Raw genomic sequence first — 25,752 nt, 5'->3', positions numbered from 1 at the left:
TATCACAACGGTGGGCGAGAGAGCCAAGGGCGAGAGCCCTTTCCCCCTCAACCAATCCCATACAGGGGGTTAGGAGGGGGTTTGAGGGGAGGGCGGGGGACCTTCACGAAAAACGTCCCCCGGTCCTCCCCTCAAGTTATCCGTTTCGATCCAACCGCCGCCCAGAACCCGGTCGCGGTCGTAGAAGACCACGGCCTGGCCCGGAGCCACAGCCGATTGCGGGGTCTCGAACTCCACCTGCACCTCACCCGAGCGCCTGGGGATAATCCGGGCGCGCACCCCGGGATGACGGTAACGGATCACGGCCACGGCCTCAAACTCGGCGTCCGGAGGATCAATGAGCCAGTTCATCCGGGAGGCCAGGAGGCCCGAGGAGAAAAGCTCGGCCCGAGGCCCCAACACCACCCGGTTGCAGGCCGGCTGAATTTCAGTCACATAGTAGGGTTCCCGGGCCGGGATGCCTAAGCCCCGGCGTTGCCCCACGGTATAACATTCCAGGCCCCGATGCTGACCCAGGACTCGGCCCCGGGCATCGATAAAATCACCGGGAGGACCTATGAATCCCCGTCGCGCTTGGAGGAAGTCCTGGTAGTCGCCCTCCGGTATGAAGCAGAGTTCCATGCTCTCCCGTTGGTGTTCCTGGATGGGCAAGTTCGCCGCGTGATAGATCCGTCGCACCTCGTCTTTGGTAAGATCGCCCAGAGGAAAGAGGAAATTTGGCAAGAGGTCACGGGGCAGACGGCTGAGAAAATAGGACTGGTCCTTGCGCGGGTCAACCCCCCGAAGCAGGGCAGGCGCGGCCGCTTCAATCGGTTGCAGCCGGGCGTAATGGCCTGTGGCCAGGTGTGTGAAGCCATCCTCCTTAAGGTACTCCCATAACCGTCCGAACTTAATGGCCGCATTACACCGGACGCAGGGGTTGGGAGTGCGACCCCGGCCATATTCCGACACAAAATAATCCAGGACCTCCTCGGAGAATTCCCGTTGCAGGTCAATCAATTGCAGGGGAATTTCCAGGCGTTGGGCCAGGGCTTGCACCCAGTCTGCCGATGCACCCCAGGAAGTCAGGCGCAGGTGAACGCACTTAAGGTCCCAGCCCTGACCGCGCAGAAGCATGGCGGCCACAGCGCTGTCCACCCCGCCGCTGAGGGCGATGGCTGCCTTATGCCGTGGAGACATGAGTCAAAAGATTTAACCGAGAATAAATGGGAAATTAGACAATCCTTAATATATATAAACTATATTAATTTTAGAGGAATGCTAATTTTGGGGAGGAATATGATTAGATCTGTTCAAACCTTGAAACATTTCCTGGTCTTCCTTGGAGAGGAAGGTGGGGCCTTCCAGAAAGTTTAAGGCTACCCCGCCCTGAGGCCGGTCGGGTTCCGGGGGGTCGAAACGAATTACCTCTCCGGTGGCCTGAAGATGGGAGATGTCGCTGCCCTCCAGGTATTGTAGCGGGGCGAATATGCTGAGGGAGAGGATCTGGCCCTGCTGAAAGGACATGTCCGAAACTATATGGAAGTAAATGCCGCTCAGGCTGATGTCTCGGAGGCATCCCTGACCCTGACAGGGAGCCTCGGCATCAGAGAGGCGGGCATAAAATTCTACCGGCAGGGATACGAAAATCCGGTTGAATCGTCGTCTTTCCAAAAGGAAGGTCATTAACCAGCCTTGTAAGATAATTAAACTAATTTATAAACCTCTTTAATAGCTTTGCAGACTTTGTGCCAGAGAGTCAGTCAGTCCTCTGTAAACATTCCGGCACCACCCGGCCAGATATTCCTTGACGGAATTTCGGCTATCCTTTATCCTAAGCCCAAAAAGCGCCGGCAGCAGCCGGCCCAAGCTCACCTCATGTCCCACATCGTAGCGGTTATAAACCAGAAAGGCGGTACCGGGAAAACCACGACCACCCTGAATCTGGGGGCTGCGCTGGCCTATCAGGGGTACCGCACCCTGATCGTTGACCTGGACCCCCAGGGCCACACCAGCATCGGCATCGGAATAGAACCGGACGCCATCGCCAGGTCCATGGCGGATATTCTCATCGTCCCCAAAATGGCCATCACCGAGGTGGTGATACCCACGTATATCCTGGGTTTGGACGTTGCTCCGGCTCACATCCATCTGGCCCGGGCCGCGGAGCAGGTTTATTCCCGGGTTTTTCGTGAAGCCATTCTGGCCAACGCCCTCAAGGGTGTGGATTATGATTTTGTTCTGATCGACTGCCCGCCGTCGCTGGGGGTCCTGACTACCAATTCCCTCTATGCCTGTGATTTTATTGTTATTCCTTGTCAAATCTCCCGCTACTCGCTGGATGGTCTGGCAGACTTACTCACCACGGTGGAAACCGTAAAGAACCTGACTACAGATGATCTTTTTCAAGAAGATCTGTTTCGCATTTTGCTCACTATGTATGACAAGCGGAACAGCGTCACCAATGAATACATTCTGGAACAGTTAAAACCTTACCGCGAAAAAACCTTCACCGCGATCATTATGAAGAACGAAGCCTTGAACCAAGCCCAGATAGCTCAGAAAGCGATTTTCGACTACGAATCTAAGAGTTCGGGCTCCATGGATTATTTTCAACTCTGTCTTGAGTTTCTGGAAATATGGCGAAAAAGAAACAGTTTGCCGGCAAAAAGACCAAGCTTGCAAAGTTGCCTCTAACCCAGGCCCTGGCCAACCGGGTGGAGGGTGGGGGACGTGCAACCGCGTCTTTAACGCCATCTACCCCTATACACCTGCCCCTCACGTGGGATGAAGTGGGCGAAGGCGGCGGCGAACCGCTGGGAGCCGCCTTCCTCTTCCTGGTCCGGGAACTGGCCGATCTCACCGCCCAATTGCAATCCAGTCCAAATCCTTCACTGGTTAATCATCGAATCTTCCTGCCTAAGGGGGTTCCCGGGCACGTGCGCCTGGTGCACTCCCTCCGTGAAGCCCGAGAAAGCCTTCGAGACCTTAAGGATCTGTTGTCCCACCCTTAGTCAGACAGGGTCTCTCTTTTCATAAAATAGGATCGGCAGGGATTAGCACCACTCAAGAGATTTTTGGGGTGTTGGAAAGCGTGCGCCCTTGCACCAGAATTATGAGTAGGTGCCGAGAAGTTAACCGGGGGCGGGAAATAAAAAAAGGGCCAGGGAGGGTCTTGCGACCCCTGGCCCCCGATATGAGTTTGGCAGGGGTAAATCTCGATCAATTTCGCTGCTCATCATCCGATGGATGAGGTCATCAAAAAGAAAAACGGGGCGGTAGGGGCCCGAAGGCCCCTAAGGTTGTTACTTGGTCTTCTGCGGTGGCACCATCGGCGGGGGGCTAACTGGAGGCGGGGCAGTACCGGTTGCTTTGATCTTGGCCTCGAGTTTTGCAATATTCTCCTGGATTACAGGAGCAATGGAACTCTTTTCGCCTTTCTCGCGCAGGGGTTTCACCGCCAGGCAGCCGCCGCCGGCAAAGCAGGTTTGGGTCACTTTGTCTAAGTACTCATTAGCATGAGTGGTGGCATCCTTCAGGTTAGCCAGAGCGTCGTTCAGTTTGCCTTCCCGCTCCTCCAAAACCGCCATGTTGTTCAGGGCAAAGGGATTAAACTTATCCGCTTTCACCGCCTTGGCAAATTCATTTTTGGCGGCTTCATATTTGCCTGCCCGGATGAAATCATAGCCCGCGGCTATGGGGGTAAAAGCATCCTCTGACATCAACGCTCCGCCCTTAGGCTGGGCCAGGACCGGCAATGCCATGAATAGACAGAGGGCCGCTACCACGGTAAAAATGACATATTTTCGCATCATATCTCTCCTTAAGATTTAGAGCATTTAGCCAAACCCGCCCCGTTTGACCTGCATTAGATAATTAAGGATTTTTTCTTCAATGTCAAGAAAAGTACTGTCGTAAACCGATTTTTACGATCTTTCAGGTTAAAAATTTCTGTCTCCAGGTTCGAAAACCTGCTTGCCTGGTTGCCCCAAAGTATTATCGGTTTCTCTAAAGAAGTTCATTAAGGTATTTTTATCTCGACACAAGTCCTGATCATGCGTCTCTTAGTGGTCCGAATCATAATAATCTGGACATTAAATTAGGTCCGGATCGCCATACTCGGCAGCTTAAGTCCCCCTTTAAAAAAGGGGGATTTAGGGGAATTTCAGGAGGTTATAAAATTTCCCTCTGCCCCCCTTTAGGAAAGGAAGGTAAAAAATCCGCATCTCCAGGGTCACTTTAATTGTGAAACACATCACTAGCTCCGGCGAATTCCAAAGCGTTGCCGGATGCCCGGGCGCCAGCGGCGAGGGCCATCCAGATCCAGATTTACGTTGAGCACCGCGGTTTCTCCACCCCTGAGCACGAGCTATTCCTCCAGGCCATCCCAACCCCGCACCTGCCGGGACAGTTCGGCCCTATCCGTCGGCGCCGGGGGCTGGATGGCAAACGAACTCCCTCCCTGCAGGGGGTAGTGGCGCCCGGCAATTTCCACCACCGCGGCCGCGGTATTCACTCCCACCACTGGCACATAATAGTCAAAGGCCCGAGTCAAAGCCCCCGTATGCCAGTGGATTCGAAGGATGGGAAAGAGGGCAGGATTAACGACGAGATCGACCTCCTGGGCCGCCAGATGCCGGGCCGCTTCGGGCTGGCCCCAATAATCGATACACACCGGTATGCCCAGGCGGCCGAAGTCCGTGTCCCAGGTTGGCCAGTTCTCCCCCGGACTGACCTGAAAACCCCGGCGCTCCAGGTTCCCAAGGTTATGCTTGCGTTGGCGTCCCAGCATACGACCGCCGCGATCGAACAGAGTGGCGGTATTGTAACGGTGCCCTCCCGCTTCTTCCACCAAGCCGGCGATGATATACGCCTGAAGCCGAGCCGCGGCGCTGGCCAGTTCTTCCTCCCCGAAAAAAGGAAAGTACTCGGGAAAGCAGATCAAATCGGCTGCTTCTCCCTGGCAGCCCTCGAGCAGCGAAAGGGCGCGGAGCAGGTTCTTCCGGCTGTCCAGTCGGAGCGCTGGCTGGGGCTGAATGAGAATAATCTTTGCCATATTGTTGGTCCTTTTGTTCTATGCGTAGCTTAAGCCAATGTACTTCCTGGAACAGTCGCTCATGAGCCTGCAACTCTCTCAAAATCATGAAAAACCCGGTAGGGCGGGCGTCCCGCCCGCCATTCAACCTTGAACTTTGAACCTTGAACTTTTCGTAACAGAGCCAGCAAAAATTTATCAACCGGGCTCTCATTCTGAATGAATAAATTAACCTTATTCTGATAAAATTCCGAAAAATAAAGCAAGACGGAAAATAAGAGCTTTGGAGGCAAGGTTGTCCCATTGGCTGTATAGTTTTGGCTCCTGGCTTCAGGCCCATTTTGACCTGGTCTTCCCGCTGCTGCTGAGCCTGGGAATGGCTGTCTGGGACCTCAAATCCAGACGAATCCCCAATTATCTGACTTTTGGCGGCGCTCTGGCGGGTTTGGGCTTTCAACTGGGCTTCCATGGTCTTCCGGGTTTCCTGGATGGGTTAGCTGGATTGGGCTTGGGTTTTATTCTGCTCCTGGGGCCTTATCTCATGGGGGGCATGGGAGCCGGTGATGTCAAGGCTAGTGCGGCCCTGGGGGCTTGGCTGGGACTGCAACGCGCTTTTCTTCTCTTTATCTATATGGGAATCAGCGGCGGTTTGATCATCCTGGTGGTCTGGCTGTGGCAGCGACGCCTCCTGGCCGGGCTCCGGGAAGGCTGGCATTTTTTGCTCAACTGGCTGCTCTGCCGCACTTTTGACGCTAAACCCCCGCGGCCGCTGTCCCTCAAAAGCGGCTCCATTCCCTATGGCGCGGCTATGGCCTTGGGAATGGCCCTGCTCTGCTGGCGTCCGGTTTAAGCTGCATGTGTCCGTCCCTGCGCTAATTTGCCCTTTTTCTCTCGTTCCCAAGCTCCAGCTTGGGAACGCAAGTTTCCCGCGAGCTCTGCTTCGCCACCTTATCTTATATATGATATGCGAGACGTCGATATCACTTTTTTGAGAGCTACTCGGTATAATGAGAAAAAACCTCTGACAAGGAAAGAAAATCCTGACGTGAAAAAACTGCTCCCTGCTCCCACTGGTCAGATTAAGTTTCCGGGTGTGGAACCTCTGTGCCATTATGGCCGCATTTCTCTGCAACTTCACGAAACCAAGCGCGCCCATGGCGGCACAAAACCCTCTGGCAGCGGTATTCTGGCGGTTGCGAGTTGGAAGTAAGCGGTTCCTGGCGACCCCCAGGCGAATGTAAACGACATAAAGCGTAATGACAACAATATGTTGCGGCTAATCGTTTCGGAATTATCCGGTACATGGCACAAGAAGGGGCAAAAAAGGGCTTTCACAAGGGTGCTATTTGCCCTAAAACGGCCTTAAAACACAATAAAACGGCAAAAAAGCACTCAATAATGCCCGAATAGGACATGTTTTTACCATGTACTGTCATCCAGGTAATTTTAGTTTTTGTAGGGGCGGGTCGCACCTGCAGGTGCGACCTTACAAAACTGGGGCTATTTTTACTTCGATGAGTGCAACTTTTGTTTAACCGTACCAGCGTTATCTCCGTGACTGGAGGGTCGCCCCTCTTCCGGTTGCTTTTGGCCCCGATCCCTGGTAAATAAGCTGAGGGTAATGCTCATGAAATTACCCTGATGGCCGGTTGACCCCGGGCACCCTCATCTTTAGCAGCGGCGTTTAGGGGAGAGTAACCATGCTCATCGTAATGGACAAGGACGCCACCGAACCCCAGATCAAGGCGGTGGTGGCCAAGATTGACTCAATGGGATATGAAGCCCAGCCCATGCCCGGTGGGGAACGGGTAGCCATCGCTATCTTACGGAATCCCGGGCCGGTAGATTCGGCCCTGTTTGTGGATATGCCCGGGGTGATTCAGGCCATCCCGGTCTCTCGCCCCTACAAGCTGGTGAGTCGGGAAATGAAGCGGGAGGACACCATTATTCATTTCCCGGGCTTGGAACTGGGGCGGCGGCATTTTGTGATCATCGCTGGTCCCTGCGCCATAGAGAGCGAGACCCAGGCCCTGACCATCGCTGAGCACGTCAAGGCCGCGGGGGCCCGCATCTTCCGGGGTGGCGCCTACAAGCCGCGCACCTCTCCCTATAGCTACCAGGGCTTAGGGAAGGCCGGCTTGAAGATCTTGAAGAAAGTTAAGGAAGAGACCGGGCTGTTGACCGTTACCGAAGCCATTGACCATGATTCCCTGCGCCTGGTGGCCGAATATGTCGACATCATCCAAATCGGCGCCCGGAATATGCAGAATTTTAGCCTGTTGCGCTGCGCCGGCCGCACCCGGAAGCCGGTTGTCCTCAAGCGGGGCATGTACGCCACTCTAGACGAGTGGTTTATGGCCGCGGAATACATCATGTCAGAAGGAAATTCCCAGGTGATTCTCTGCGAACGGGGCGTCCGGGCCGTCGGCGAGCATGCCCGGAATCTCCTGGACCTCTCCATCATTCCCGCGGCACGGCGCGAGAGTCATCTGCCCATTATCGTGGACCCCAGCCACGCGGCCGGGCGCCGGGACCTGGTGGGACCGCTGGCCCGGGCCGCAGTGGCCGCAGGCTGTGACGGGCTGATGATTGAAGTGCATCATGAGCCGGAAAAGGCCATGTCCGACGGGGCGCAATCCCTCTATCCCAACCAATTCCAGGCGTTGATGGAAGAAATCAAGGGTCTCAAACCCGGAGGCTGGTGATGCGGGAGATTCGCCTTCCGCTCCCCGGCCGGGACATGAGTTACCGGCTGGTAATCGAGCCGGGCCTGCGCCATCGTCTGGGAACTCTACTGAGTCCCAGTCAATTCCCCACCCAACTCTTTGTGATTTCCGACCGGCGGGTGGCCGGTCTGCACAGCGCCAGCGTCCTGGGCTCTCTTGCCGCGGCCGGGTTTGCCCCGGTGCTGCTGACCACTCCTCCGGGCGAACGGGCCAAGACCTGGCCCGTGGTCCAGCGCCTGGCCCGGGAACTCCTCGCCCGTGGCGCCCACCGGGGCTCCGCGGTCATCGCCCTGGGTGGTGGCGTGGTGGGAGACCTTTCTGGCTTTCTGGCCTCCATCTTCATGCGGGGCTTGCCCTTCATCCAGGTGCCCACCACCTTGTTGGCCATGGTGGACGCAGCCATCGGCGGCAAAACCGCCATCAACCTGCCTGAAGGCAAAAACCTCTTGGGGACCTTCCACCAGCCCCGGTTGGTGGCCCTGGACCCGGAATTCCTGCATACCCTGCCCCAGGCCGAGCAGCTGAACGGCCTGGCCGAAGTCCTCAAGGCCGGTTTTATCTGGGATCTGGACCTATTGCAGAGTCTGGCTGTGGCCAGAACAAAGCTCTTTCACGCTCCAGCGCCATTGACGGAAACCATTTATCGGGCCGCGGCCATCAAGGCCGAGGTGGTGTCGCAAGACGAACGGGAAGGAGACCTGCGGCGCATCCTCAACTTCGGGCACACCCTGGGCCACGGCCTGGAGCAAGCTTCCCGCTTCCGCCTCCCCCATGGCCGGGCGGTAGCCTGGGGTATGCTAGGCTCCCTGACTCTGTCGGAACATCTTGCCGGCCTGGATCATGCTGAAGCGGAATGGGGCCGGAAGCTTATTCGAGACTTCGGCCTCTGCCGCACCCTCCCGAAACTCGACCCGGATGCTGTGATGAGTGCATTGCGCCTGGACAAAAAGCGCCAGGAAACCGGCGTGCCTTTCGTGCTGCTGCGCCGCCTGGGCGAAGCAGTGATCGCAGCAGACGTGCCTCTGGATCTGGTGGCGGAGGTGCTGGAAAAGCTTCTTGCGGTGGGGCAGGGGGCGGCATAGATTCTTGAGGTGGATTTTGGCTTCGCCACAAAGAGTGTGGCGTCCAGGTTTATCTTACAAACGTCTTACTTCCTTTTACTCCCTCCCCCTTGATGGGGGAGGGCTGGGGTGGGGGTGGATTTGTTGGGAGTCACGCTAAGTTATCCCCCTCCCTCCAGCCCCCTCCCACGAGGGGGGGAGTTATAACGACCAGTATTTTGTGGGGTATTTCCGGTACACAACACCAGTGGCCTGTTTCAGAATTAACTGCAAATAAATTCAGGTCCGGAACACTGGACTTGGCAGTTTAAGTCCCCCTTTGAAAAAGGGGGATTTAGGCAGCAGTGTCCGGTTTGGTTTTTGCAAATTGAGGAAGTTCGTTGGGCGTAGTCCAACAGCTCAAAAAATCGCTGCGCACTCCGGCTCCGAGAAGATTACTTCCCCCTAACCCTCTCCCCCATTGGGGAGAGGGGAAAAAGTGGAACCGATTTAATACCTTATGGTTACTAAAACGGCCACATCTCCTGCCCCCTCTCCACCCGCTTCGGGGGGAGAGGGCTGGGGTGAGGGGGGCAGCACAACCTCATGCAATTTTCTAACCGGACATTGCTGGGATTTAGGGGGATTTCAGGATGTTATATAAATCCCCAATTTTGCAACCCTCATTTCAGATAGTTATGTATTATGAAATGAAGTCCATGACGCTATGGTTAATCACAATCGGAATATGGGTTTTCTTATTTTCAACCCCCGGCTACGCTGAAAACCCGGGTCCAAAATCGCAGAACCTCAGGAGAGAGGCCATCAAACCCATCTGTCTGAACCCCGTTGGCGTGGTGAAAAAGCAGGGCAAACAGGTCTATTTGGAGATTTTTCCGGAATATGCCCCAGCCCTGGACGGCCTCCAGAGTTTCTCGCACCTCTGGGTATTTTACTGGTTCCACGAAAACGATAACCCGGAGGAACGCCGGACCCTTCAGGTCCATCCCCGCCGCGATCCGGCCAACCCTTTGTCCGGCGTTTTCGCCTGTCGCGCCCCGGTGCGCCCCAACCTTATCGGCTTTACCGCCTGCCGCATCCTCAACGTGAAGGGCAACATCGTGGAGGTAGCCGATCTGGACGCCCGGGATGGCTCCCCCATCCTGGACCTTAAACCTTACATCCCCGACGGCGACGCCCTCCCCGAGGCCCGCACGCCGGATTGGCTCAGGCGCTCCAAGCCTCAGGCTGATTAACAGCCAGCCTTACCCCTACCTCTTTAGCCTCCACCAGAACCCCGCTTTTTATCGCTTCTCGATACTCTGGCCCGCTCCGCTAAAAGTTGTCAAGGGATAGGCATTTTTGCCTATTCCAAAAAGGGTAAATGTACCTATTGAATCACCAGGCAAGCGGCTTTAGTTTACACACACAAGAAAAATTAAGGGGGGCTTTAGGGGTATTCCACTCACATAAGATTATTCTGAGGTATTGCCATGAAAAAACCGGCTATTTTAATTAATCTTATCGTCATAGTTCAATTTATGGCGTTGCTATTTAATGTTGGTGAACTAAAGTGCCAAGATAAAGCCAATATACCTAGCCCACAGTATCAGGCTGAACTTGTAGAAAGAAGCACTCACGCAATGAACGACGATAATATGCCAGACGACAAGAATATAGGAGTTAGAATCATTGAAATGATAATAAAGCGTAATCTGAATAATAGGTATCAGAAGTTAGAGCCCGAAGAGTTGGAGGAAATGCTTGAACAGGGAAGGTAATTAGGCAAAAGGAGGCAGAGAAATGCGATCTCAGATGAAACCCTTATGGAGACGGCGGATTGGCTTTGCTCTGCTAATAATCGTGGTGATTAGTCTTACGGCGTTTGGTTGTGCATCCAGCTATCCGGGAAGTTACAAATCAGGTTTCCAAGGCGCCTCACCAAAGTTTAACACATCTAACTGGACAATAGAGCACAACCTGTTCAACAGTACGGCTCAGAGGATGGATAAGGAAGACTGGGAGGAAGATTGGCCAGGATAATTTCTTTATCCTCATGGGGTGACAAAATCCTCAAAGCCCACCAGTTTTAAAGTGAAAATTAGAAATTTTTGTCTTATTTCCACACCTAACCGTTTGCTAATCCAGCGCGTCTGAAATTTGTTCCCTCGTGTTTGATGCCTTACAAGTGGCCATCATAACCTTAATTGTCTCTCTCCGTGCCGCCATTGTCTCCTGGGTATGGACCCCGAAGCCCCATCCTACATAGCCCCCGGGCCTTCTTCTTGGGGAACCGGACCCGCTGGTGGTAGAGCGGGAAATTGCGGCTCGCTCAGGCAGACTAAGAGCCCTGCCGCGGCCATAAGACCATAAGGCAGGGCCGCTTCATCGGGATTGAATAGGGAGGAGTGCAGGGCGTGGCCCCGCGTGCCTGGAGTGCGAACCCCCAAGAAAAAATAGAACCCTGGGGAGATGGCGGCGTAATAAGGGAAATCTTCGCTCCCCATGGCCGGATGCAGCCTCTTGAGGCGCTGGGGCCCCAGGAGGGTCTGAAGCACCTGCACCGCCTGGGAGGTGAGGGCCGGGTCGTTTTTGAGCATGGGAAACAGGGGCTCCACCGTGAGCTTGACTTCGGCCCCGGTGGCCTGGGACAGCCCCTCGAACTGCCGCCGCAGGCCCTTTAGGACGTCCTGGCGCACCGATTCCTGGAGGTAGCGGAGGCTCCCGTCCAGAGTGACCTCGTCCGCCAGGATATTGAAGCGGTTGCCGCCCTGGATGCGGCCGAAGGTTAGAATCTTGGGGGACCGGGCGTCGATCTGCTGGGCCAGGAAACCCTGAATCTGATTGAGCACCTGGGCCGTCACCAGGATGGGGTCCACTCCCCGGTGGGGTGTGGCGCCGTGGGCCGACTTGCCGGTGACCGTAAGGATCATGCGGTCAGCCCCGGCCATCACCACCCCCGGGCCATAGCGGATGTTCCCCACGTCCAGGTTAGGCGCCACGTGCAAGGCGCACACCGCGGCCACCTTTGGGTTATCGAGAACACCCGCATGCACCATGCCCTTGGCGCCGGAATCGCCGATGGGCGGGCCTTCTTCCGCGGGTTGGAAGATAAATCGGAACTCCCCGGCCAGCCGGTCCTTGAATTCGCTGAGCACGCGAGCCGCGGCCAGACCGATGCTCACGTGGAAGTCATGCCCGCAGGCATGCATAACCCCCTCAACCTGAGAGCACCAGGGGAGCTTCAGCTTCTCGACGATGGGCAAGGCGTCCATGTCGGCCCGCCAGGCTACCGCCCGCCCCGGCCGGGCGCCTTTCAAAACCCCCAGCACCCCGTGGCCAGCCAGACCGGTTTTTACCTCCAAGCCCAGGTTCTGCAAATACTCTGCCACCACCCGGGCGGTGCGTTCCTCGTGGTGGGAGAGTTCCGGGTATTGGTGGAACTCCCGCCGCAGGGTCACCAGCTCATCGCCCAGGCCCTGCGCCCGGCTTTTGATTTCGGCCAATAATTCCATCATGATGGCATTGTATCGCGGTCCAGTGGGATGGCAAGAGCTAAAAAATTGAGACAGGGAACGTTTCCGCCATTGGACTTCCACAAAAACTCACGCCAAGGCGCGAAGATAAAAAACTAGGGTGGCTCGGGACACCCTAGTTCTTTCTTAATGTCTATATCGCTCTATGCCGCCAGTTTCTCCACTTTAACGGCGCAGACTTTGAATTCCGGGATCTTGGCCACAGGGTCGCAGGCCGGGTTGGTGAGGACGTTGGCCGCGGCCTCGGCAAAGTGGAAGGGGATGAAGACCACACCCCGGTTCACTTTGCGGCTGATCTTGGCCTTGATCTGGATTTCGCCCCGGCGGGAGCTGACCTTAACCCGCTCTCCGTCTTTAATCTGCATGACTTTGGCGTCCACCGGACTGATCTCCACGTAGCCCTCCGGCAATTCCTGGTGCAGGGTGGGCGAAACCCGGGTCATGGAGCCGGAGTGGTAATGCATGAAGGCTCGCCCGGTGGAAAGCAGCATCGGGTAGTCCGAGTCCGCCACCTCCGCCGGCGGCTTGTAGTCTATGACGGAAAAAGCCCCCTTGCCCCGGCTGAACCGGTCTTTATGCAGAAACTCGGTGCCGGGATGGTCCGGAGTAGGGCAGGGCCACTGCAGGCCTTTGTCGGCCAGGCGTGCATAGCTCATGCCGGCATAGCTGGGGGTAAGGCTCTTGATCTCCTCGAAGACCTCTTCCGGAGAGGCGTAGTGCATGGGATAACCGACACGGGTGGACAGGTCCTGAGTGATCTGCCAGTCAGGGCGGGAGTCGCCCACGGGCTTAATCGCCTGGCGCACCAGCTCCACCCGGCGTTCGGTGTTGCTGAAGGTGCCGTCTTTTTCGGCGAAAGACGTGCCGGGGAGGACCAGGTCCGCCAATTTAGCCGTTTGGGTCAGGAAGATATCCTGGACGATGAAGATGTCCAGTTTCTTGAGGGCCGATTCGACATGGCGCAAGTCCGGGTCGGTGACCAGGGGATTTTCGCCCACGACATAAAGGGCTTTAATCTTGCCTTCATCGATGCCTTGGAACATCTCCAGCATGGTGAGCCCCGGTTTTTTGGGCAGGTCCCGGCCCCAGGCCTGGGAGAACTTGGCGTTGGCGGCTTCGTCGGCCACCGGCTGGTAGCCTGTGAAGACGTTGGGCAGGCCGCCCATGTCGCAGGCCCCCTGGACGTTGTTCTGGCCCCTTAGAGGGTTGACGCCGCCGGAGGCCACGCCCACATTGCCGGTGAGCATGGCCAGGTTGGCCAGGGATTTGACGTTGTCCACGCCGGTGGTGTGCTGGGTGATGCCCATGCAGTAAATGATGGCCGCGGGCTTGGTCTTGGCAAACATTTCGGCCATCCGGCGTAGGATGGCGGCATCGATACCGGTGATTTGAGCTACCTTTTCCGGAGCATATTCCTCGACCTTGGCTGCCAATGCTTCGAAGCCTTCAGTGCGCTCGTCAATGTACGCCTTATCGTGCCAGCCTTCTTTAATAATAATATGCATCAGGCCGTTGATGAGGGCCACATCGGTGCCCAGGTTATGCTGCACTGCGATATCCGCCAGAAAGGCCATCTGGGTGAAGCGGGGATCTACTACGATGATCTTGGCGCCGTTTTCTTGGCCCCGGAAGACCCATTTGGCGGCGATGGGGTGATTTTCGGTGGTATTGGAGCCGATGATGAAGATGCATTTGGCGTTGGCTAACTCAGGCAAAGAGTTGGTCATGGCGCCGGAACCGAAAGCCGCGGCCAGACCGACCACGGTTGAGCTGTGTCAGAGGCGGGCGCAGTGATCGACGTTGTTGGTGCCGATGGCGGCCCGGGCGAATTTTTGGATCAGATAGTTCTCTTCGTTGGTGACCTTGGCGGAAGCCAGCACCGCCACTGCGTCGGGGCCGTATTGGTCCACGACCTTCTTTAACCCCTGGGCCGCGGTGTCCAGGGCTTCATCCCAACTCACCGGTGCCAGTTGGCCATCTTGGCGCATAAACGGTTGCTTCAGGCGCTGGTCGCTGCCGACAAACTCGTGAATGTTCCAGCCTTTGATGCAAAGGCTGCCCTGGCTGACCGGGTGGGTTTTCACCGGCAGGGTGGAAATTACCTGATCATCCAAGACCTGCAGGAGGAGGCCGCAGCCGCAGCCGCAGTAAGAACAGGTGGTATTGACGCTGCGAAATTCCATGGAGGCGCTCCTAGACTTTAAGTCCTGGTATATGGGATAGATGGCTGCTCATTGGATTTTATGGATAAAATCGTTTTATATTTAACATTATATCAGGATTAACAAGTAAAAATAACCATGAACTTTTGCCAAAAAAGACGAGGAGATTTATGCAAACCGTCGAGTCGTTAAAAGGAAATTGAGAGCTGACAAAATGCTGTTCTTGCTTTCTGGAGACAATTTTCCCCTTGACAAGTCGGCCGATTTTTAAGACATAAAAGGGGTGAGCGGGAATAACTCAGCGGTAGAGTGCGACCTTGCCAAGGTCGAAGTCGGGGGTTCGAATCCCCTTTCCCGCTCCAGAGGCGGCATAGCCAAGAGGTAAGGCAGCGGTCTGCAAAACCGTTATTCTCCAGTTCGAATCTGGATGCCGCCTCCAGCTATTTCATGTATCCAGCTTCAAATCCTCCCTCCGAAATTTTCTTAGTGAACACCGCTCGCCGGAATCTTTTTAGGGATTGTGAGCCTCGATCTTGCCCTTAATGCGTTTGAGCCGAAAGATGTCCTCCTGCTCCTGTTGATCGAGGGCCTGTTGGATGGCGCGGATTTGGGCGCGAATGCCGGGAATTACCGCCTGCTGCAAGGCATTCACCCGGCGGGCCGTCTTTTTGATTTCTCCGGCAATGCGGCGCAGGCGCGCTTCGCGATTAGCTACCTCGATGAGCACCTGGCAAAGTCTGTGAAAGGCGGCCTGAGCTGCTATGGTCCTCCCTCCCACTGCCAGCGGGCTCATGGTGGCTGCCTGAGAGGCAGCTATGGCCAGCCGCGGCACCCGGGTTCCCCAGACATTGTCAATCTCGGCCTGCGCGGTGAACCTGACCGGCACTCCTAATGAGAGCGTCTCTACGACCTCGGGTCCGTCGAAAGATTTCGCCAACATCAAGGCCCGGTGGGCCTCCTGGGCGCTTTGATAAAGCTGCCTCCGCGCCTCCAAGGCCTCGTGCACGTTTGCGAAGAATTCCTTTACGAGCGCGTCCCGCTTCTTTTCCAGCAGCTCTACACCCCGGCTGGCCAGTCCCAGTTGACTGCGGCGGGAGAGTAGGTTCATCCGGGTGGGGCTGATCCCGTTCATGGAACTTCCTTTTGTGTATCCCAAAAATCCTTGAGCCGGGCGCCATAATATTTGCCGATGTGATCCTCGGAAACCCGCTTCAACTCGGATTCCGGCAGAATGGAGAGCAGCGACCAGGCCAGATCGAGCGATTCGTCCAGTTCCCGGTTTTGCTGGCCCTGATGAATGAAGTTCTTTTCGAAGCTGTCAGCGAACGCAAGATAACGGCGATCGTTTTCGGTTAAGCTCTCCTCGCCGATGATGGCCACCAGCTTGCGGATGTCCACGCCGTTGGCGTAGGCCGCAAAGAGCTGATCCGAGACCTGCTTGTGGTCGTCCCGGGTCTTGCCCTTGCCGATGGCGCTGTTAGCCAATCTGGAGAGGGAGGGGAGGGGGTCGATGGGCGGAAAAAAGCCTTTGCGGTTCAGCTCGTTGGAGAGCTGAATCTGCCCTTCGGTGATGTAACCGGTCAAATCCGGAATAGGGTGGGTGCGATCGCCTCCGGGCATGGAGAGTATAGGGATTTGGGTCACCGAGCCCGAGCTTCCGGCAATCACCCCGGCGCGTTCATAGATAGTGGAAAGGTCGGTATACATGTAACCTGGGTAGCCGCGGCGACCGGGGATCTCACCCCGGGAAGCACCCACCTCGCGGAGCGCCTCGCAATAATTGGTCATATCCGTCAGGATCACAAGCACATGGTAACCGTGCTCAAAGGCCAGGTACTCCGCCACCGTCAGAGCCATACGGGGCGTCAGGATGCGCTCCACCGTGGGATCGTCGGCCTTATTGAGAAACAGCACCGATCGCGACAAGGCCCCGGTCTTCTCGAACTCGCTGATGAAATAACTCACTTCCCGCTGCGTCACCCCCATGGCGGCAAAAACCACCGCGAAGGGGGATTGCTCCCCGGGTACGGTGGCTTGCCGGGCAATCTGGGCCGCAAGTTCATTGGCGGGCAGGCCGGGAGAGGAAAAAATCGGCAGCTTCTGCCCGCGGACCAAGGTGTTCATGATGTCGATGGTGGAAATGCCGGTTTGAATAAACTCCACGGGCTTCTTGCGGGCCACGGGGTTGATAGGCATGCCGGCGATGGCCGGGCGCTTTTCCGCCAGGACCGGGGGCAAATGGTCAATGGGTTTGCCGATGCCGTTGAAGCGCCGGCCCAGCATGTCTTTAGACACCCCCAGGCGGGCCACATTTTCCACCAGGCTCACTGAGGTCCGGGCCAGGTCCAGTCCCGCGGTCTCCTCAAATACTTGAATGACCGCATATTCCTCGGACACCTCGATGACCTGGCCGCTCCGCAACCGGCCTTGGCCATCCCTGATTTCCACGATGGCGTTATAGGCCAGATCTCGGGCATTATCCACGAACAGCAGCGGCCCCGAGATGTAGCTCAGCGAGCTATATTCCCTCTTCAAAAGATCCATGGTGATTCCTTAGCCTTTTTTCCCGAAAGCTGTATCAATCTCCCCCAGCGCCTCGTCCCGGTAGGCCTGAAAACGATCTTCGGCCGTGAACCGCGCCCGGGCGATTTTCTCCAGCACCGGGTTCTGGATGAGATCGTCGATGGGGACCCCCGTTTTTAAAGCCTTTTCGGCCTGTTGGTAAAAGCTCAAAATCATCCGGATGATCCCCTGGGCCTTTTCCATGGAACAATAGGCGTCGTTTTCGTGGAACGCGTCCTGCTGCAGAAAGTCTTCGCGGATGATGCGGCCCACTTCAATGATCAGCCGCTCCTGATCTTGCAGGGCATCCGGCCCCACCAGTTGCACCATTTCCTGCAAGGAGGCCTCCTGTTGCAGCAACCGGCTGAGGGCATCCCGCATTTCCGGGTAACCCGGCTCCAGGTTCTCCCGATACCACTGCGCCAGGAGCGGCATATACAAGGAGTAGGAGCCGTTCCAATGAATGGCCGGAAAGTGGCGCCGGTAGGCCAGGGACGCGTCCAGCCGCCAGAAGGCGCCCGCGATGCGCAGGGTGGACTGCGTCACCGGTTCGGACATGTCGCCCCCCGCGGGGGAGACGGCCCCGACCACGGAGACCGCGCCGCGCTCTCCCGCCAGGGTGGTGACCAGGCCCGCCCGTTCATAGAACGCGGCCAGGCGAGAAGACAGATACGGGGGATAACCTTCTTCGGCGGGCATCTCCTCCAGCCGTGAAGAGATTTCCCGCAACGCCTCGGCCCAACGGCTGGTGGAGTCGGCCATCAAGGCCACCGCATAACCCTGGTCGCGGAAATATTCGGCCAGAGTCACCCCCACATAGATGCTGGCCTCCCGGGCCGCCACCGGCATGTTGGAGGTGTTGGCAATCAGCACAGTGCGGTGCATCAGCGGGTCGCCGGTCCTGGGGTCGATAAGACTGGGAAACTCCGTGAGCACGTCCGTCATTTCATTGCCCCGTTCCCCGCAGCCCACGTAAACCACGATATCGGCGTTGGACCACTTGGCCAGAGACTGCTGCGTCACCGTTTTGCCGGAGCCAAACGGTCCGGGGATCGCGGCGTTGCCGCCCATAGCCACGGGAAACAGTACGTCCAGTATCCGCGTGCCGGTGAGAAACGGCGTGGTCGGATCAAGCTTTTCCTTGACCGGGCGCGGTCGCCGGACCGGCCAGATCTGGACCATTTTAAGCTCGGTACCGTCTTCGAGGGTCACCACCGGTTCTTCCACGCTGTAGGAGCCGGCCGGTTTTACCTGTTTGACCACCCCGCTGACCTCAGGCGGCGCCATGATTTTGTGGATGAAGCGGAACTCTGGCACCGTACCGAGGGTCAACCCGCCCGTGACCGCATCGCCCACGTTAACCTTGGGGGTCCAGTCCCATTGCTTCTGCCGGTCTAACGCCAGCGCTTCCACGCCCCGGGAGATGAAATTGCCGGTTTTCTCCTGAATTGCGTAAAGTGGCCGCTGAATCCCGTCAAAGACGGCGTTCAGCAATCCGGGGCCCAGTTCCACGGCCAGCGGCACCCCTGATGATACCACCGGTTGACCCACCAGGAGGCCGAAGGTGTCCTCGTACACCTGGACGAAGGCGGTGTCCCCTTCCAGGCGGATGATTTCACCGACCAGTTCTTCTTCGCCCACTTTAACAATGTCGTACATGCGGGCGCCCAGCATCCCTTTGGCAATAACTGCGGGGCCGGTGATTTTCCGGACGGTTCCCCGGATCATTTTTCCTCCGATGTGAGCGGGTTGCGGAAGTCCCAAGTTCGCTGACTCCCGCGGCCCAGGTTCCGGCCTCTAAAGCTTAATCTCGTAGCCCATGGTTTCCTTGATCAACTGTCGCAGGTACGCCTCGGCGTCTTCGCCGGCGACGGTGACCGCAGCACGATGCGCCGGGGCCGCCAGCAGGACCGGGAGATCCCGGCCGCGCAGCTCCCTTTTAACTGCCTGGTAAGGGTCCGGCAACAACGTCATATTGACTATTACGAGTGCATAGTCTCCTGTCTGAACCAGACGCGCCAACACCTCCCGGGCTTCGGCCGGGTCATGGGCCAATGCCACTTCCAGGCCGCCGAGGCGGTATCCCGCCGCGGATTCAGGATCAGTCAGAACCGCAATCTTCACTGGCAAAACACCTCCGGTTCCACGGCAGCGGTTGGCAACCCAAAAAAAGCTCGCCGGGCCAACAGCCGAATCCGGCCAGCCTCCCACTCCTTATGGAGGATGTAATCGTTGGCCATACCTCCTCCCAGCATGTCCTTAACCCCTTCATGGGCTTTGGCCAAAAGAATACAGCGGAGGCCCCGTTCCAGAGTGGCGAGGTCTTTCGCCTCAGCCACACGTCCGAAAACAGTGTTTCCCAACACCTTCAGTGCGTCCACTTCTCCGGCAGCCAGAAGCTCAAAGAGAGGCAGGCCCACGCGTTTGCCTCCCGGCAGGAAATATCGGTTCGACTGTCCTTTAAAACCCAAAGTGGACAGCTTGAGCCCGGTGGCCAGGTTCAAGGCATCGATCTCAAAACTCATAAAATCGGCAAGGTACGACTGGCCCAGCTCCTGAGCCCGGAGCAGCAGCGCGGCATAGAACTCCCGGTCAAGGGTAATCTCTATCTCCAGCGGTTCCCCCGAGGCCGACACTGCCTTACGGAGGGCGTGGGCGAGCGGGTGCTCGGGCAACGAAAAAAGTTGCGCCAGGGATGCCGCGTCTGCGGCCTCGACTAGGTGGCCGTAGAAGGCTCGGGGAATCGTGCCCGCGCCAAGATGACCCATGATTTCCTCGGGCGCCCAGCCCGCCTGCTTCCCACGCAGAATGGTTTTCACATTAGCCAGGTCGGAGCGCATTAACAGCAGACTGACAGACTCGCGGGCCACCCCGGAGACCAGACGGGGTAAGTCTCCTACCGTGCGGTTCAAATGAACCATGACAGCGCGGTCCAGGTCTGCGAGGGTATCTCCCGTAAGGTCAGAACCGTATATGCTTTCTTTCAGGAGCTTTACCAGGTCAGGGAATTCCAGTCTCAGCGCCTCACGGAAGAAGCGCTCAGGCAGCAACCGGCTGCGCCTCACCCAGATGCGAGCGTTCAAATAGGTGAAATCGTCAGTCAAACGCTTCCCTCACTCCCAGAGCAGCTTGGTCACCTCGGGGGCAAGCGTGCCCCAGGCGCGATGTAACCGCTCGTGCAAAGTGTTTTCCACATTCTTGCCGATCCGGCTCACAATCCGCACCCCAAGGCGAAGTTCCGGGTCGGTTTGCAGTGCGAGCCCGCGGTGCATCGCCCAATCATTCAATTTCTCCTTATCGTGAGGGTGCACCACCACTGCCTCCGCGCCTTCAGTAACACCCATGGCCTCCTCGGCCAGCGCCTGGAGAACCTCGCCGTAACCCGGTTTGGAGGGAGTTTCTTCTAACGCCAGCAATACCTTCTGTCGCAGCAGGTCCATCATCTCCCCTTTGGCTTGTATGCGGGCCTTGGAGACAATGAGTTCGGCCGTACTTTGGCCCTGCCGGGTTGCAGCGTGAGCCTCAGCCTCGATCTTCTTTTGGTGGGCTGCTACCTTGGCCGAGGCGCGGCTTTGCGCCTCGCTGACAATCTTGGCGGCCCTTGAATCCGCCTGTGCCAGGATCGCATCGATCTCAGCCTCAGCCTCTTGCTGGAGAATCTCCTCCAGCTTCGACATTACAGCCGCCCTATGAGCATGAACGCTACGACCAATCCAAAGATCACCAAGGTCTCAGGCAAGAGTAAGAAGATAAGCGCCAGACCCTGCATTTCAGGTTTTTCCGCAGCGGCGCCGAGCCCCGCCGGTCCGATCCGGGACTGCGCCAGGCCGGTTCCCAGGGCGCTCAGTCCGACGGCCAACCCTATGCCAATTGCCGCCAATCCTTTATCCGACGTGATGTTCGTTCCCTCGGCGGCCATGACCTGCGGCGCGAACATTGCGGCACATGCGAAGAGAAGCCCCAGAATGAAAAGAAACCTTGCTTTCATCAACTCTCCTCCTTAGTTTTTATAAGACTTTTAGAGTTACCGTTCGGGTCCCCTGCCAATATGCTGCAATTATGGCGCGCCGCCCTGCACCTTGAATGGGCGGTACGGCCTGCCGCTCAAGGTGTAGAAATCAAACTTGGTGAAAAATTCGACCCAGATGAGACGAATAGGCTGAACTACATGGCTTATGGTAAGAAGGATGAGTAGAAGCGCATGGATCAGGAGTCCCAATCCCAGGCCGATCACAATGCCCATGAAGACTCCGGCGATGCCTCCCATCGGATAAAACGCAAACCCGATGTCGGTAGCCAGGTCCGCAAGAATGGCCGAAGCCATTCCCACCGCGTAGAGGCGGATGTAGCTCAAGATATGGCCGCCTTGTGTCGGCAGTTCTGCGATCATAAGGGGCATTTTAGCGAGGATCATGCCGAACACGAATAAGGCGGCGCCTGCAAACATCGCGATCAACAGCCAGCGCGGATAGCCTTCGGTCATAAAAGCATAACCGAAGAGCATCAGGGCAAAAACGCCGCCGAAGTAGCCGCTCGCTTCCCAGAAAGGCTTTTTCTCACCGTGTCGGCGGCTCAGTTGGGCCTTGAGGACGAAACCGTGGAGCACCTGGATAATGCCGAAACCGATGGAAACCAAAATTAATAGAGTCGCGGTGGCGGCAGTATCGGTCCGGCGAATTAGGGTGGGGATCAATCCCGGGTGGTGGGCCGTCCCAAAGACCCCCAACCTGTGGAACAGGTTGCCAAAGCACTCCCCGTACACACAGCCCCACAGGATAGTCCAGACGATCATGGGCTTCATGATGCGCACCACCTGCGCTACGGTCTCCGGTGCTAGCCGCATCTTGAAAAATTCTACCTTGAGCACCTGGTTGCGTCTCACAAACCTGGACAAATACCAGGCCACTCCGATAAAAACCAGGCCGTAACCCACATCCCCCATAATCATGCCGACCCAGAGCGGCAACAGGGTGGCGGTGATCCAGGTGGGGTCCCAACTGTCGTAGCGCGGAGTATTCAAAAAAGTGATCAAGGCCTCGAAGGGCTTGACCCAGGCGGGATTTTCCAGCAGGACCGGAATCAGCGAAGGTTCATGGTGTTCTTCCGCGGGTTCGAAGGTATAGAGTATCCGGTCGCACTGCCGGTTCAGGAGTTCTATGACCCCGGTCTTCTGGCTGACAGGCGTCCAACCGAATAGCGCAAAGCCGTAACGCCCGGAGGCCATGGCCCTGAGGGTATGCAGGCGGTTGGTTTCATCGGTGGCCTGGCTCCAAATACTCCTCAACTCCTGGCCCGCTTCTTGCCTCAGATGGCGCAATTCTTCCTCTACGCCGGCCAGCTCTTTAGGGGCCAATCTTGATCTTGCCGTCAGCCGCGCCGCCATGGTCCTGAAGCCCATCCGGGCGTATTCTCCCAGCCGCGGCAGTTCATGCAAACCGGCGTGCGCGAGAATGCCTCTGGCTACCTCGGCGTCACGCTTCAGGGTAACGATGACCGCGACAATCAGGTTTCCCACCGGCCTCTCAGTCAGGAGAAAACGGTCATCGAGCGCCGGTGAGAGTTCCTGTTCCAACGCCGCCAGGTCTTCTGTCCTCTCGACTATAAAGGGGATAACTGCGAGTCGGGAACTGCCATCCAGCCCCTGCATTGCTGCCGCCAGATGCTCCAGGACCTCCTGGTACTGGCCGATCAATTGGAGTTCGTCCCTGAGCCGTTCCCGCGTTTCTACCAGGCTAGCCGCGCGCTGTTCGCAGGATGAAGCTATGGCTTCAGCCTCCTCCAGGTCGCCCAAGAAGGGTTCCACCGCAGCGCCGAACTCCAGACCCAGGAGGCCTGAGGTATGATCCGTCGAGGTCGCCACGGCATCCCACCTTCTGAGCCGCTTCTCTTCCCCGGGTTCAAGCTGGTAGGCGCCAAGCTGGTCCCTGGGAAGAGAGTCAACTTGCACGACGCCGGCCTGCTGCAGCATGAATAAAATCTCAGGAGCCAACCGCTTTGGCCCCACAATAAAGATTTTTTCCATCCGCGCAATCACGGCATAACCTCTGAGAGGATGAATTCGACGGCGCGATCGAGGTTTGGCACAGCCTGGCTGCGCAGGCGTTCTTGCTCCGCGGCGGCATGCTGGCGGGCGTCCTCGGTCAGCCTGGCGCTGACCTCGGCCATTTGCGTCCGCGACACTTCTTCCAGCCGGCGGATCTGAGCGTCGGCCTCGGCCAGGAGGCGCTGACTCTCGGCTTCGGCGCGATTGACCCGGTCCTCGGCGGACCGGCGGGTTTCCTCAACCTTTTCGGCGACCTCTTGATCGAGTTCAGCAAGATTTTTTATCAGTTCAAGCCCTTGCATCGCCTCTCCGCCTCCGCCTTGCCCATATGCGCAATGACGTATAGCGTTTGCCAAAAGTTTTGTTCTCTAATTCTCCTCTCCCCTTGTGGGAGAGGGTAGGGTGAGGGGACTTTTGGCAATGAGTATAAGTAACTGAACATAAGCGCTCTCTGCGTTCTCTGCGCCTCTGCGGTTGAAAAATAATTAACCGCTGAGACGCTGAGGGCGCAGAGATAAATAGTCAAATTATTTATGACGCTATATATAGATCCGCTAAAGGATGATTTCAGGAAGAACCATCCAATCAACTGCCCATTGATCCTCCGCCATGCGTCTCAGACGGACCGCGCCGCCCATCTGAAAATTAATGACTTGTTTCTCTTGGTCACCGGTCATGAGTAGGGCGGCTAACCTGCCCAAATGGGGAAGATGTCCCACCAAGAGAATATCCCCATCCATCAGCGTGATGCGGTCAGCCAAGACCTTAGGGTCATCCAACGGCGCCAGCCCCGGGGTTTCCGAGACCCCAGCCGGGGGCTTTAAATGCCACGCCAGGACATTGGCGGTAGTTTGAGCCCTGGTCTTACCGCTATGAAATATTTGCCTGATCTGGACATTGAGCCTTTTCAAATGGTGTGCCACATTTTCAATGTCCAGCCGGCCCCTTTCCGTTAGATCCCTCCCCGGGTCTTCTTCTGCTTTTTTAGCCTCGGCATGCTGGACAAGATAAAGAAACATGGTGGAGCCCCTTTCCACAAGGTGATACCAACTAACTTAGGACACGGAGATCATATATTCAAGGGTGGGTAAAAGCCGTTGCTTGCAGCCGTTAAAGGGTGTCTACGCCCGCGGCCGGGACGATATGGCGGACAAAGCCATCGGAGGCACCTCATTTTTAGTTGCTGAGAAGAAATTTTCCTTGAACTGGTTTGATATCTCGGGTATAAGAAAGACATTCCGGGGTAAGAAGCCCTAAGTCAGAAATTAACCGAAAAATAACCGAGTAGATATAATTCAAAGCCATGAAGGCTTGCGATCCTCCCAAAGGGATGATTGCCTTCATGGCTTTTTTTTGGCCTGGTCAGCGAGAGCGCCTGCGAGGTCTCTAACCGCCACGCCATCTATGGGGTAAGACATGCATATTTCTGAAGGAGTGCTCTCTCCGGTGGTATTAGCCGGAGGGGCTGGGCTGGCGGTGGTAGGATGCGCCATCGGCCTGAAAAAACTCGATTATGAGGCCATTCCCCGGGTAGCCATACTGTCCGCGGCGTTCTTCGTGGCCTCGCTCATCCATGTGCCGGTAGGCCCGGTGGGTGCGCACCTGGTACTCAACGGCCTTATGGGGCTGCTGCTGGGCTGGATGGCCTTCCCCGCCATCCTCATCGCCCTGTTCCTGCAGGCCCTGCTCTTCCAGTTCGGAGGCCTGACAGTGTTGGGGGTGAATACAGTCACTATGGCCGCGCCCGCAGTCATCTGCTTTTTTGTCTTTCGCAGGTTCTTGCGCGGTCAAGGAGTCATTGCCGCGGTGGCGGCCTTTGCCTGCGGGGCCCTGGCCATGTTGTTAAGCGGTTTGCTGGTGGCCACGGCCTTAATCACCACCGGTCAGGCTTTTCTCAAAGTGGCCGAACTGGTTCTCTTGGCGCACATACCCATAATGATCATCGAGGGCATCATTACGCTGTTTATCTTCCAGTTCCTTAAAAAAGTCCGTCCCGAAATGTTGGAGGAAATCTATGCCTAAAAAGTGGTTCTGGTGGAGACAGCATCTCCTGGTTCTCGGGGTTCAAGGAGTCCTGGTGCTCCTGGCCCTTGGCGTTTTCACGTCCCCGGCTCTGGCCCACCGGGTGCTGGTCTTCGCCTATGCCGAAGGCGGCGCCATCCACACGGAAAGCAAGTTTATCCCTGATACGCCGGTGCGCCAGGGCAATGTCCTGGTTCTGGATCCAAAAACCGGCAGCGAACTTTTAACCGGCCAAACCGATGACCAGGGAAAGTTTTCCTTTAAAATTCCTGCCGCAGCCGCGGCCCAGAAGTTGGATCTGAATATCGTGGTGGAAGCGGCCATGGGCCACCGGGGTAAATGGCTGCTCAAGGCGGACAGCTATTTGACCGGAACCACGCCAGGGAAGGCCACTGCCCCCGTGCCAATTCCGGCAACTCCTCCGGCAGCTTCGGAGACCAAAACCGCCGGCCTAGATCAGCAAGCCTTGGAAGCCGCCGTGAATAAATCTCTGGAACGCCAGCTCGCACCCATCAAGGAGATGCTCGCCGAATTGACCATCCACCGCACAACTCCCGCTGATATCATCGGTGGCATCGGTTATATTCTGGGCCTCTTCGGCCTGTGGGCTTACTTCCAAAGCAGTCGCTCATGAGCTTGCCGCTCTC

General features: G+C 56.9%; 25 protein-coding genes and 2 tRNA genes. 11 read left to right on the top strand and 16 right to left on the bottom strand.

Going from position 1 to position 25,752, the window contains the following annotated elements:
• Positions 1-69: 69 nt before the first annotated feature.
• Both mnmA and WC600_06940 read right to left on the bottom strand, forming a co-directional pair.
• Positions 70-1,179, bottom strand: a complete 1,110-nt coding sequence (gene mnmA, locus WC600_06945) for a tRNA 2-thiouridine(34) synthase MnmA (protein MFA4902466.1) — start codon at positions 1,177-1,179, stop codon at positions 70-72.
• 81 nt (positions 1,180-1,260) lie between these two features.
• On the bottom strand, positions 1,261-1,665 hold the full coding sequence (locus WC600_06940; protein MFA4902465.1) for a PilZ domain-containing protein: 405 nt from the start codon (positions 1,663-1,665) through the stop codon (positions 1,261-1,263).
• Positions 1,666-1,857: 192 nt separating this feature from the next.
• Between WC600_06940 and WC600_06935 the strand changes: the two genes are divergently transcribed.
• Both WC600_06935 and WC600_06930 read left to right on the top strand, forming a co-directional pair.
• Positions 1,858-2,676: a ParA family protein gene (locus WC600_06935; GenBank protein MFA4902464.1), complete on the top strand. Its 819-nt coding sequence runs from the start codon at positions 1,858-1,860 to the stop codon at positions 2,674-2,676.
• Positions 2,619-2,993, top strand: coding sequence for a hypothetical protein (locus tag WC600_06930; GenBank protein ID MFA4902463.1), 375 nt, complete (start codon positions 2,619-2,621; stop codon positions 2,991-2,993). The genes WC600_06935 and WC600_06930 overlap by 58 nt, the downstream gene beginning before the upstream one ends.
• Before the next feature lie 291 nt (positions 2,994-3,284).
• Here WC600_06930 and WC600_06925 read toward each other — a convergent pair whose 3' ends face one another.
• Both WC600_06925 and WC600_06920 read right to left on the bottom strand, forming a co-directional pair.
• Positions 3,285-3,794 (bottom strand): hypothetical protein, encoded by a 510-nt coding sequence (locus WC600_06925; protein MFA4902462.1) that lies wholly within the window; start codon positions 3,792-3,794, stop codon positions 3,285-3,287.
• Between the two features lie 554 nt (positions 3,795-4,348).
• Positions 4,349-5,035: a carbon-nitrogen hydrolase family protein gene (locus WC600_06920; GenBank protein ID MFA4902461.1), complete on the bottom strand. Its 687-nt coding sequence runs from the start codon at positions 5,033-5,035 to the stop codon at positions 4,349-4,351.
• Positions 5,036-5,309: 274 nt separating this feature from the next.
• Here WC600_06920 and WC600_06915 point away from each other — a divergent pair, with 274 nt between their 5' ends.
• The 5 genes from WC600_06915 to WC600_06895 all read left to right on the top strand — a co-directional run bounded on the left by WC600_06915 (position 5,310) and on the right by WC600_06895 (position 10,561).
• A complete protein-coding gene (locus WC600_06915) occupies positions 5,310-5,864 on the top strand; it encodes a prepilin peptidase (GenBank protein ID MFA4902460.1) in 555 nt (184 codons plus the stop codon).
• Between the two features lie 850 nt (positions 5,865-6,714).
• Positions 6,715-7,719 (top strand): 3-deoxy-7-phosphoheptulonate synthase, encoded by a 1,005-nt coding sequence (gene aroF, locus WC600_06910; GenBank protein MFA4902459.1) that lies wholly within the window; start codon positions 6,715-6,717, stop codon positions 7,717-7,719.
• Entirely contained in the window at positions 7,719-8,822 is a 1,104-nt protein-coding gene (gene aroB, locus WC600_06905) for a 3-dehydroquinate synthase (protein ID MFA4902458.1), read from the top strand. Before aroF ends, aroB begins: the two co-directional genes overlap by 1 nt.
• An 812-nt stretch (positions 8,823-9,634) precedes the next feature.
• A complete protein-coding gene (gene tsaA, locus WC600_06900; protein MFA4902457.1) occupies positions 9,635-10,036 on the top strand; it encodes a tRNA (N6-threonylcarbamoyladenosine(37)-N6)-methyltransferase TrmO in 402 nt (133 codons plus the stop codon).
• A gap of 237 nt (positions 10,037-10,273) precedes the next feature.
• A complete protein-coding gene (locus WC600_06895) occupies positions 10,274-10,561 on the top strand; it encodes a hypothetical protein (protein ID MFA4902456.1) in 288 nt (95 codons plus the stop codon).
• 480 nt (positions 10,562-11,041) lie between these two features.
• On the opposite strand, the gene WC600_06890 is transcribed toward WC600_06895, so the two are convergent.
• Together WC600_06890 and fdhF are read right to left on the bottom strand one after the other, a co-directional pair.
• Positions 11,042-12,298: a M20 family metallopeptidase gene (locus WC600_06890; GenBank protein ID MFA4902455.1), complete on the bottom strand. Its 1,257-nt coding sequence runs from the start codon at positions 12,296-12,298 to the stop codon at positions 11,042-11,044.
• A gap of 161 nt (positions 12,299-12,459) precedes the next feature.
• Entirely contained in the window at positions 12,460-14,499 is a 2,040-nt protein-coding gene (fdhF, locus tag WC600_06885; protein MFA4902454.1) for a formate dehydrogenase subunit alpha, read from the bottom strand.
• Between the two features lie 266 nt (positions 14,500-14,765).
• Here fdhF and WC600_06880 point away from each other — a divergent pair.
• Both WC600_06880 and WC600_06875 read left to right on the top strand, forming a co-directional pair.
• Positions 14,766-14,840, top strand: a tRNA-Gly gene (locus WC600_06880).
• 2 nt (positions 14,841-14,842) lie between these two features.
• A tRNA-Cys gene (locus WC600_06875) sits at positions 14,843-14,917 on the top strand.
• A gap of 72 nt (positions 14,918-14,989) precedes the next feature.
• Here the strand turns inward: WC600_06875 and WC600_06870 are convergent.
• From WC600_06870 to sixA, 10 genes are all read right to left on the bottom strand, one after another.
• Entirely contained in the window at positions 14,990-15,610 is a 621-nt protein-coding gene (locus tag WC600_06870) for a V-type ATP synthase subunit D (GenBank protein MFA4902453.1), read from the bottom strand.
• The gene (locus WC600_06865) at positions 15,607-17,022 is read right to left on the bottom strand and encodes a V-type ATP synthase subunit B (GenBank protein ID MFA4902452.1); all 1,416 of its coding nucleotides are present in this window, start codon (positions 17,020-17,022) and stop codon (positions 15,607-15,609) included. Before WC600_06865 ends, WC600_06870 begins: the two co-directional genes overlap by 4 nt.
• Before the next feature lie 9 nt (positions 17,023-17,031).
• Positions 17,032-18,768, bottom strand: coding sequence for a V-type ATP synthase subunit A (locus WC600_06860; GenBank protein MFA4902451.1), 1,737 nt, complete (start codon positions 18,766-18,768; stop codon positions 17,032-17,034).
• Between the two features lie 69 nt (positions 18,769-18,837).
• A complete protein-coding gene (locus tag WC600_06855) occupies positions 18,838-19,164 on the bottom strand; it encodes a V-type ATP synthase subunit F (GenBank protein ID MFA4902450.1) in 327 nt (108 codons plus the stop codon).
• Positions 19,161-20,144, bottom strand: a complete 984-nt coding sequence (locus WC600_06850; protein MFA4902449.1) for a V-type ATPase subunit — start codon at positions 20,142-20,144, stop codon at positions 19,161-19,163. Before WC600_06850 ends, WC600_06855 begins: the two co-directional genes overlap by 4 nt.
• Positions 20,145-20,153: 9 nt before the next feature.
• Positions 20,154-20,717, bottom strand: a complete 564-nt coding sequence (locus tag WC600_06845; GenBank protein MFA4902448.1) for a V-type ATP synthase subunit E — start codon at positions 20,715-20,717, stop codon at positions 20,154-20,156.
• Complete coding sequence (locus WC600_06840; protein MFA4902447.1) at positions 20,717-21,028, bottom strand: hypothetical protein; 312 nt, start codon at positions 21,026-21,028, stop codon at positions 20,717-20,719. Before WC600_06840 ends, WC600_06845 begins: the two co-directional genes overlap by 1 nt.
• Positions 21,029-21,097: 69 nt before the next feature.
• Positions 21,098-23,074, bottom strand: coding sequence for a hypothetical protein (locus tag WC600_06835; protein MFA4902446.1), 1,977 nt, complete (start codon positions 23,072-23,074; stop codon positions 21,098-21,100).
• Positions 23,071-23,385 (bottom strand): V-type ATPase subunit subunit G family protein, encoded by a 315-nt coding sequence (locus WC600_06830; protein ID MFA4902445.1) that lies wholly within the window; start codon positions 23,383-23,385, stop codon positions 23,071-23,073. The genes WC600_06835 and WC600_06830 overlap by 4 nt, the downstream gene beginning before the upstream one ends.
• A gap of 252 nt (positions 23,386-23,637) precedes the next feature.
• Positions 23,638-24,102 carry a phosphohistidine phosphatase SixA gene (gene sixA / locus WC600_06825; protein MFA4902444.1) on the bottom strand — a complete coding sequence of 155 codons (465 nt, stop codon included), beginning with the start codon at positions 24,100-24,102 and terminating at the stop codon, positions 23,638-23,640.
• A 397-nt stretch (positions 24,103-24,499) separates the two neighbouring features.
• Between sixA and cbiM the strand changes: the two genes are divergently transcribed.
• Together cbiM and WC600_06815 are read left to right on the top strand one after the other, a co-directional pair.
• A complete protein-coding gene (gene cbiM, locus WC600_06820) occupies positions 24,500-25,105 on the top strand; it encodes a cobalt transporter CbiM (GenBank protein ID MFA4902443.1) in 606 nt (201 codons plus the stop codon).
• Complete coding sequence (locus tag WC600_06815) at positions 25,098-25,739, top strand: hypothetical protein (protein ID MFA4902442.1); 642 nt, start codon at positions 25,098-25,100, stop codon at positions 25,737-25,739. Before cbiM ends, WC600_06815 begins: the two co-directional genes overlap by 8 nt.
• Positions 25,740-25,752 lie beyond the last annotated feature (13 nt).

Source organism: Desulfobaccales bacterium, assembly GCA_041648175.1.
Lineage (GTDB): Bacteria > Desulfobacterota > Desulfobaccia > Desulfobaccales > 0-14-0-80-60-11 > 0-14-0-80-60-11.
This window is presented reverse-complemented; position numbering and strand designations above follow the sequence as displayed.

Excerpts from the sequence above, each read along its gene's own strand:
- mnmA (MFA4902466.1), bottom strand. The coding sequence starts at position 1,179 with ATGTCTCCACGGCATAAGGCAGCCATCGCCCTCAGCGGCGGGGTGGAC.
- WC600_06940 (MFA4902465.1), bottom strand. The coding sequence starts at position 1,665 with ATGACCTTCCTTTTGGAAAGACGACGATTCAACCGGATTTTCGTATCC.
- WC600_06935 (MFA4902464.1), top strand. The coding sequence starts at position 1,858 with ATGTCCCACATCGTAGCGGTTATAAACCAGAAAGGCGGTACCGGGAAA.
- WC600_06930 (MFA4902463.1), top strand. The coding sequence starts at position 2,619 with ATGGCGAAAAAGAAACAGTTTGCCGGCAAAAAGACCAAGCTTGCAAAG.
- WC600_06925 (MFA4902462.1), bottom strand. The coding sequence starts at position 3,794 with ATGATGCGAAAATATGTCATTTTTACCGTGGTAGCGGCCCTCTGTCTA.
- WC600_06920 (MFA4902461.1), bottom strand. The coding sequence starts at position 5,035 with ATGGCAAAGATTATTCTCATTCAGCCCCAGCCAGCGCTCCGACTGGAC.
- aroF (MFA4902459.1), top strand. The coding sequence starts at position 6,715 with ATGCTCATCGTAATGGACAAGGACGCCACCGAACCCCAGATCAAGGCG.
- aroB (MFA4902458.1), top strand. The coding sequence starts at position 7,719 with ATGCGGGAGATTCGCCTTCCGCTCCCCGGCCGGGACATGAGTTACCGG.
- WC600_06895 (MFA4902456.1), top strand. The coding sequence starts at position 10,274 with ATGAAAAAACCGGCTATTTTAATTAATCTTATCGTCATAGTTCAATTT.
- WC600_06890 (MFA4902455.1), bottom strand. The coding sequence starts at position 12,298 with ATGATGGAATTATTGGCCGAAATCAAAAGCCGGGCGCAGGGCCTGGGC.
- WC600_06870 (MFA4902453.1), bottom strand. The coding sequence starts at position 15,610 with ATGAACGGGATCAGCCCCACCCGGATGAACCTACTCTCCCGCCGCAGT.
- WC600_06865 (MFA4902452.1), bottom strand. The coding sequence starts at position 17,022 with ATGGATCTTTTGAAGAGGGAATATAGCTCGCTGAGCTACATCTCGGGG.
- WC600_06860 (MFA4902451.1), bottom strand. The coding sequence starts at position 18,768 with ATGATCCGGGGAACCGTCCGGAAAATCACCGGCCCCGCAGTTATTGCC.
- WC600_06845 (MFA4902448.1), bottom strand. The coding sequence starts at position 20,717 with ATGTCGAAGCTGGAGGAGATTCTCCAGCAAGAGGCTGAGGCTGAGATC.
- WC600_06840 (MFA4902447.1), bottom strand. The coding sequence starts at position 21,028 with ATGAAAGCAAGGTTTCTTTTCATTCTGGGGCTTCTCTTCGCATGTGCC.
- WC600_06830 (MFA4902445.1), bottom strand. The coding sequence starts at position 23,385 with ATGCAAGGGCTTGAACTGATAAAAAATCTTGCTGAACTCGATCAAGAG.
- sixA (MFA4902444.1), bottom strand. The coding sequence starts at position 24,102 with ATGTTTCTTTATCTTGTCCAGCATGCCGAGGCTAAAAAAGCAGAAGAA.
- cbiM (MFA4902443.1), top strand. The coding sequence starts at position 24,500 with ATGCATATTTCTGAAGGAGTGCTCTCTCCGGTGGTATTAGCCGGAGGG.
- WC600_06815 (MFA4902442.1), top strand. The coding sequence starts at position 25,098 with ATGCCTAAAAAGTGGTTCTGGTGGAGACAGCATCTCCTGGTTCTCGGG.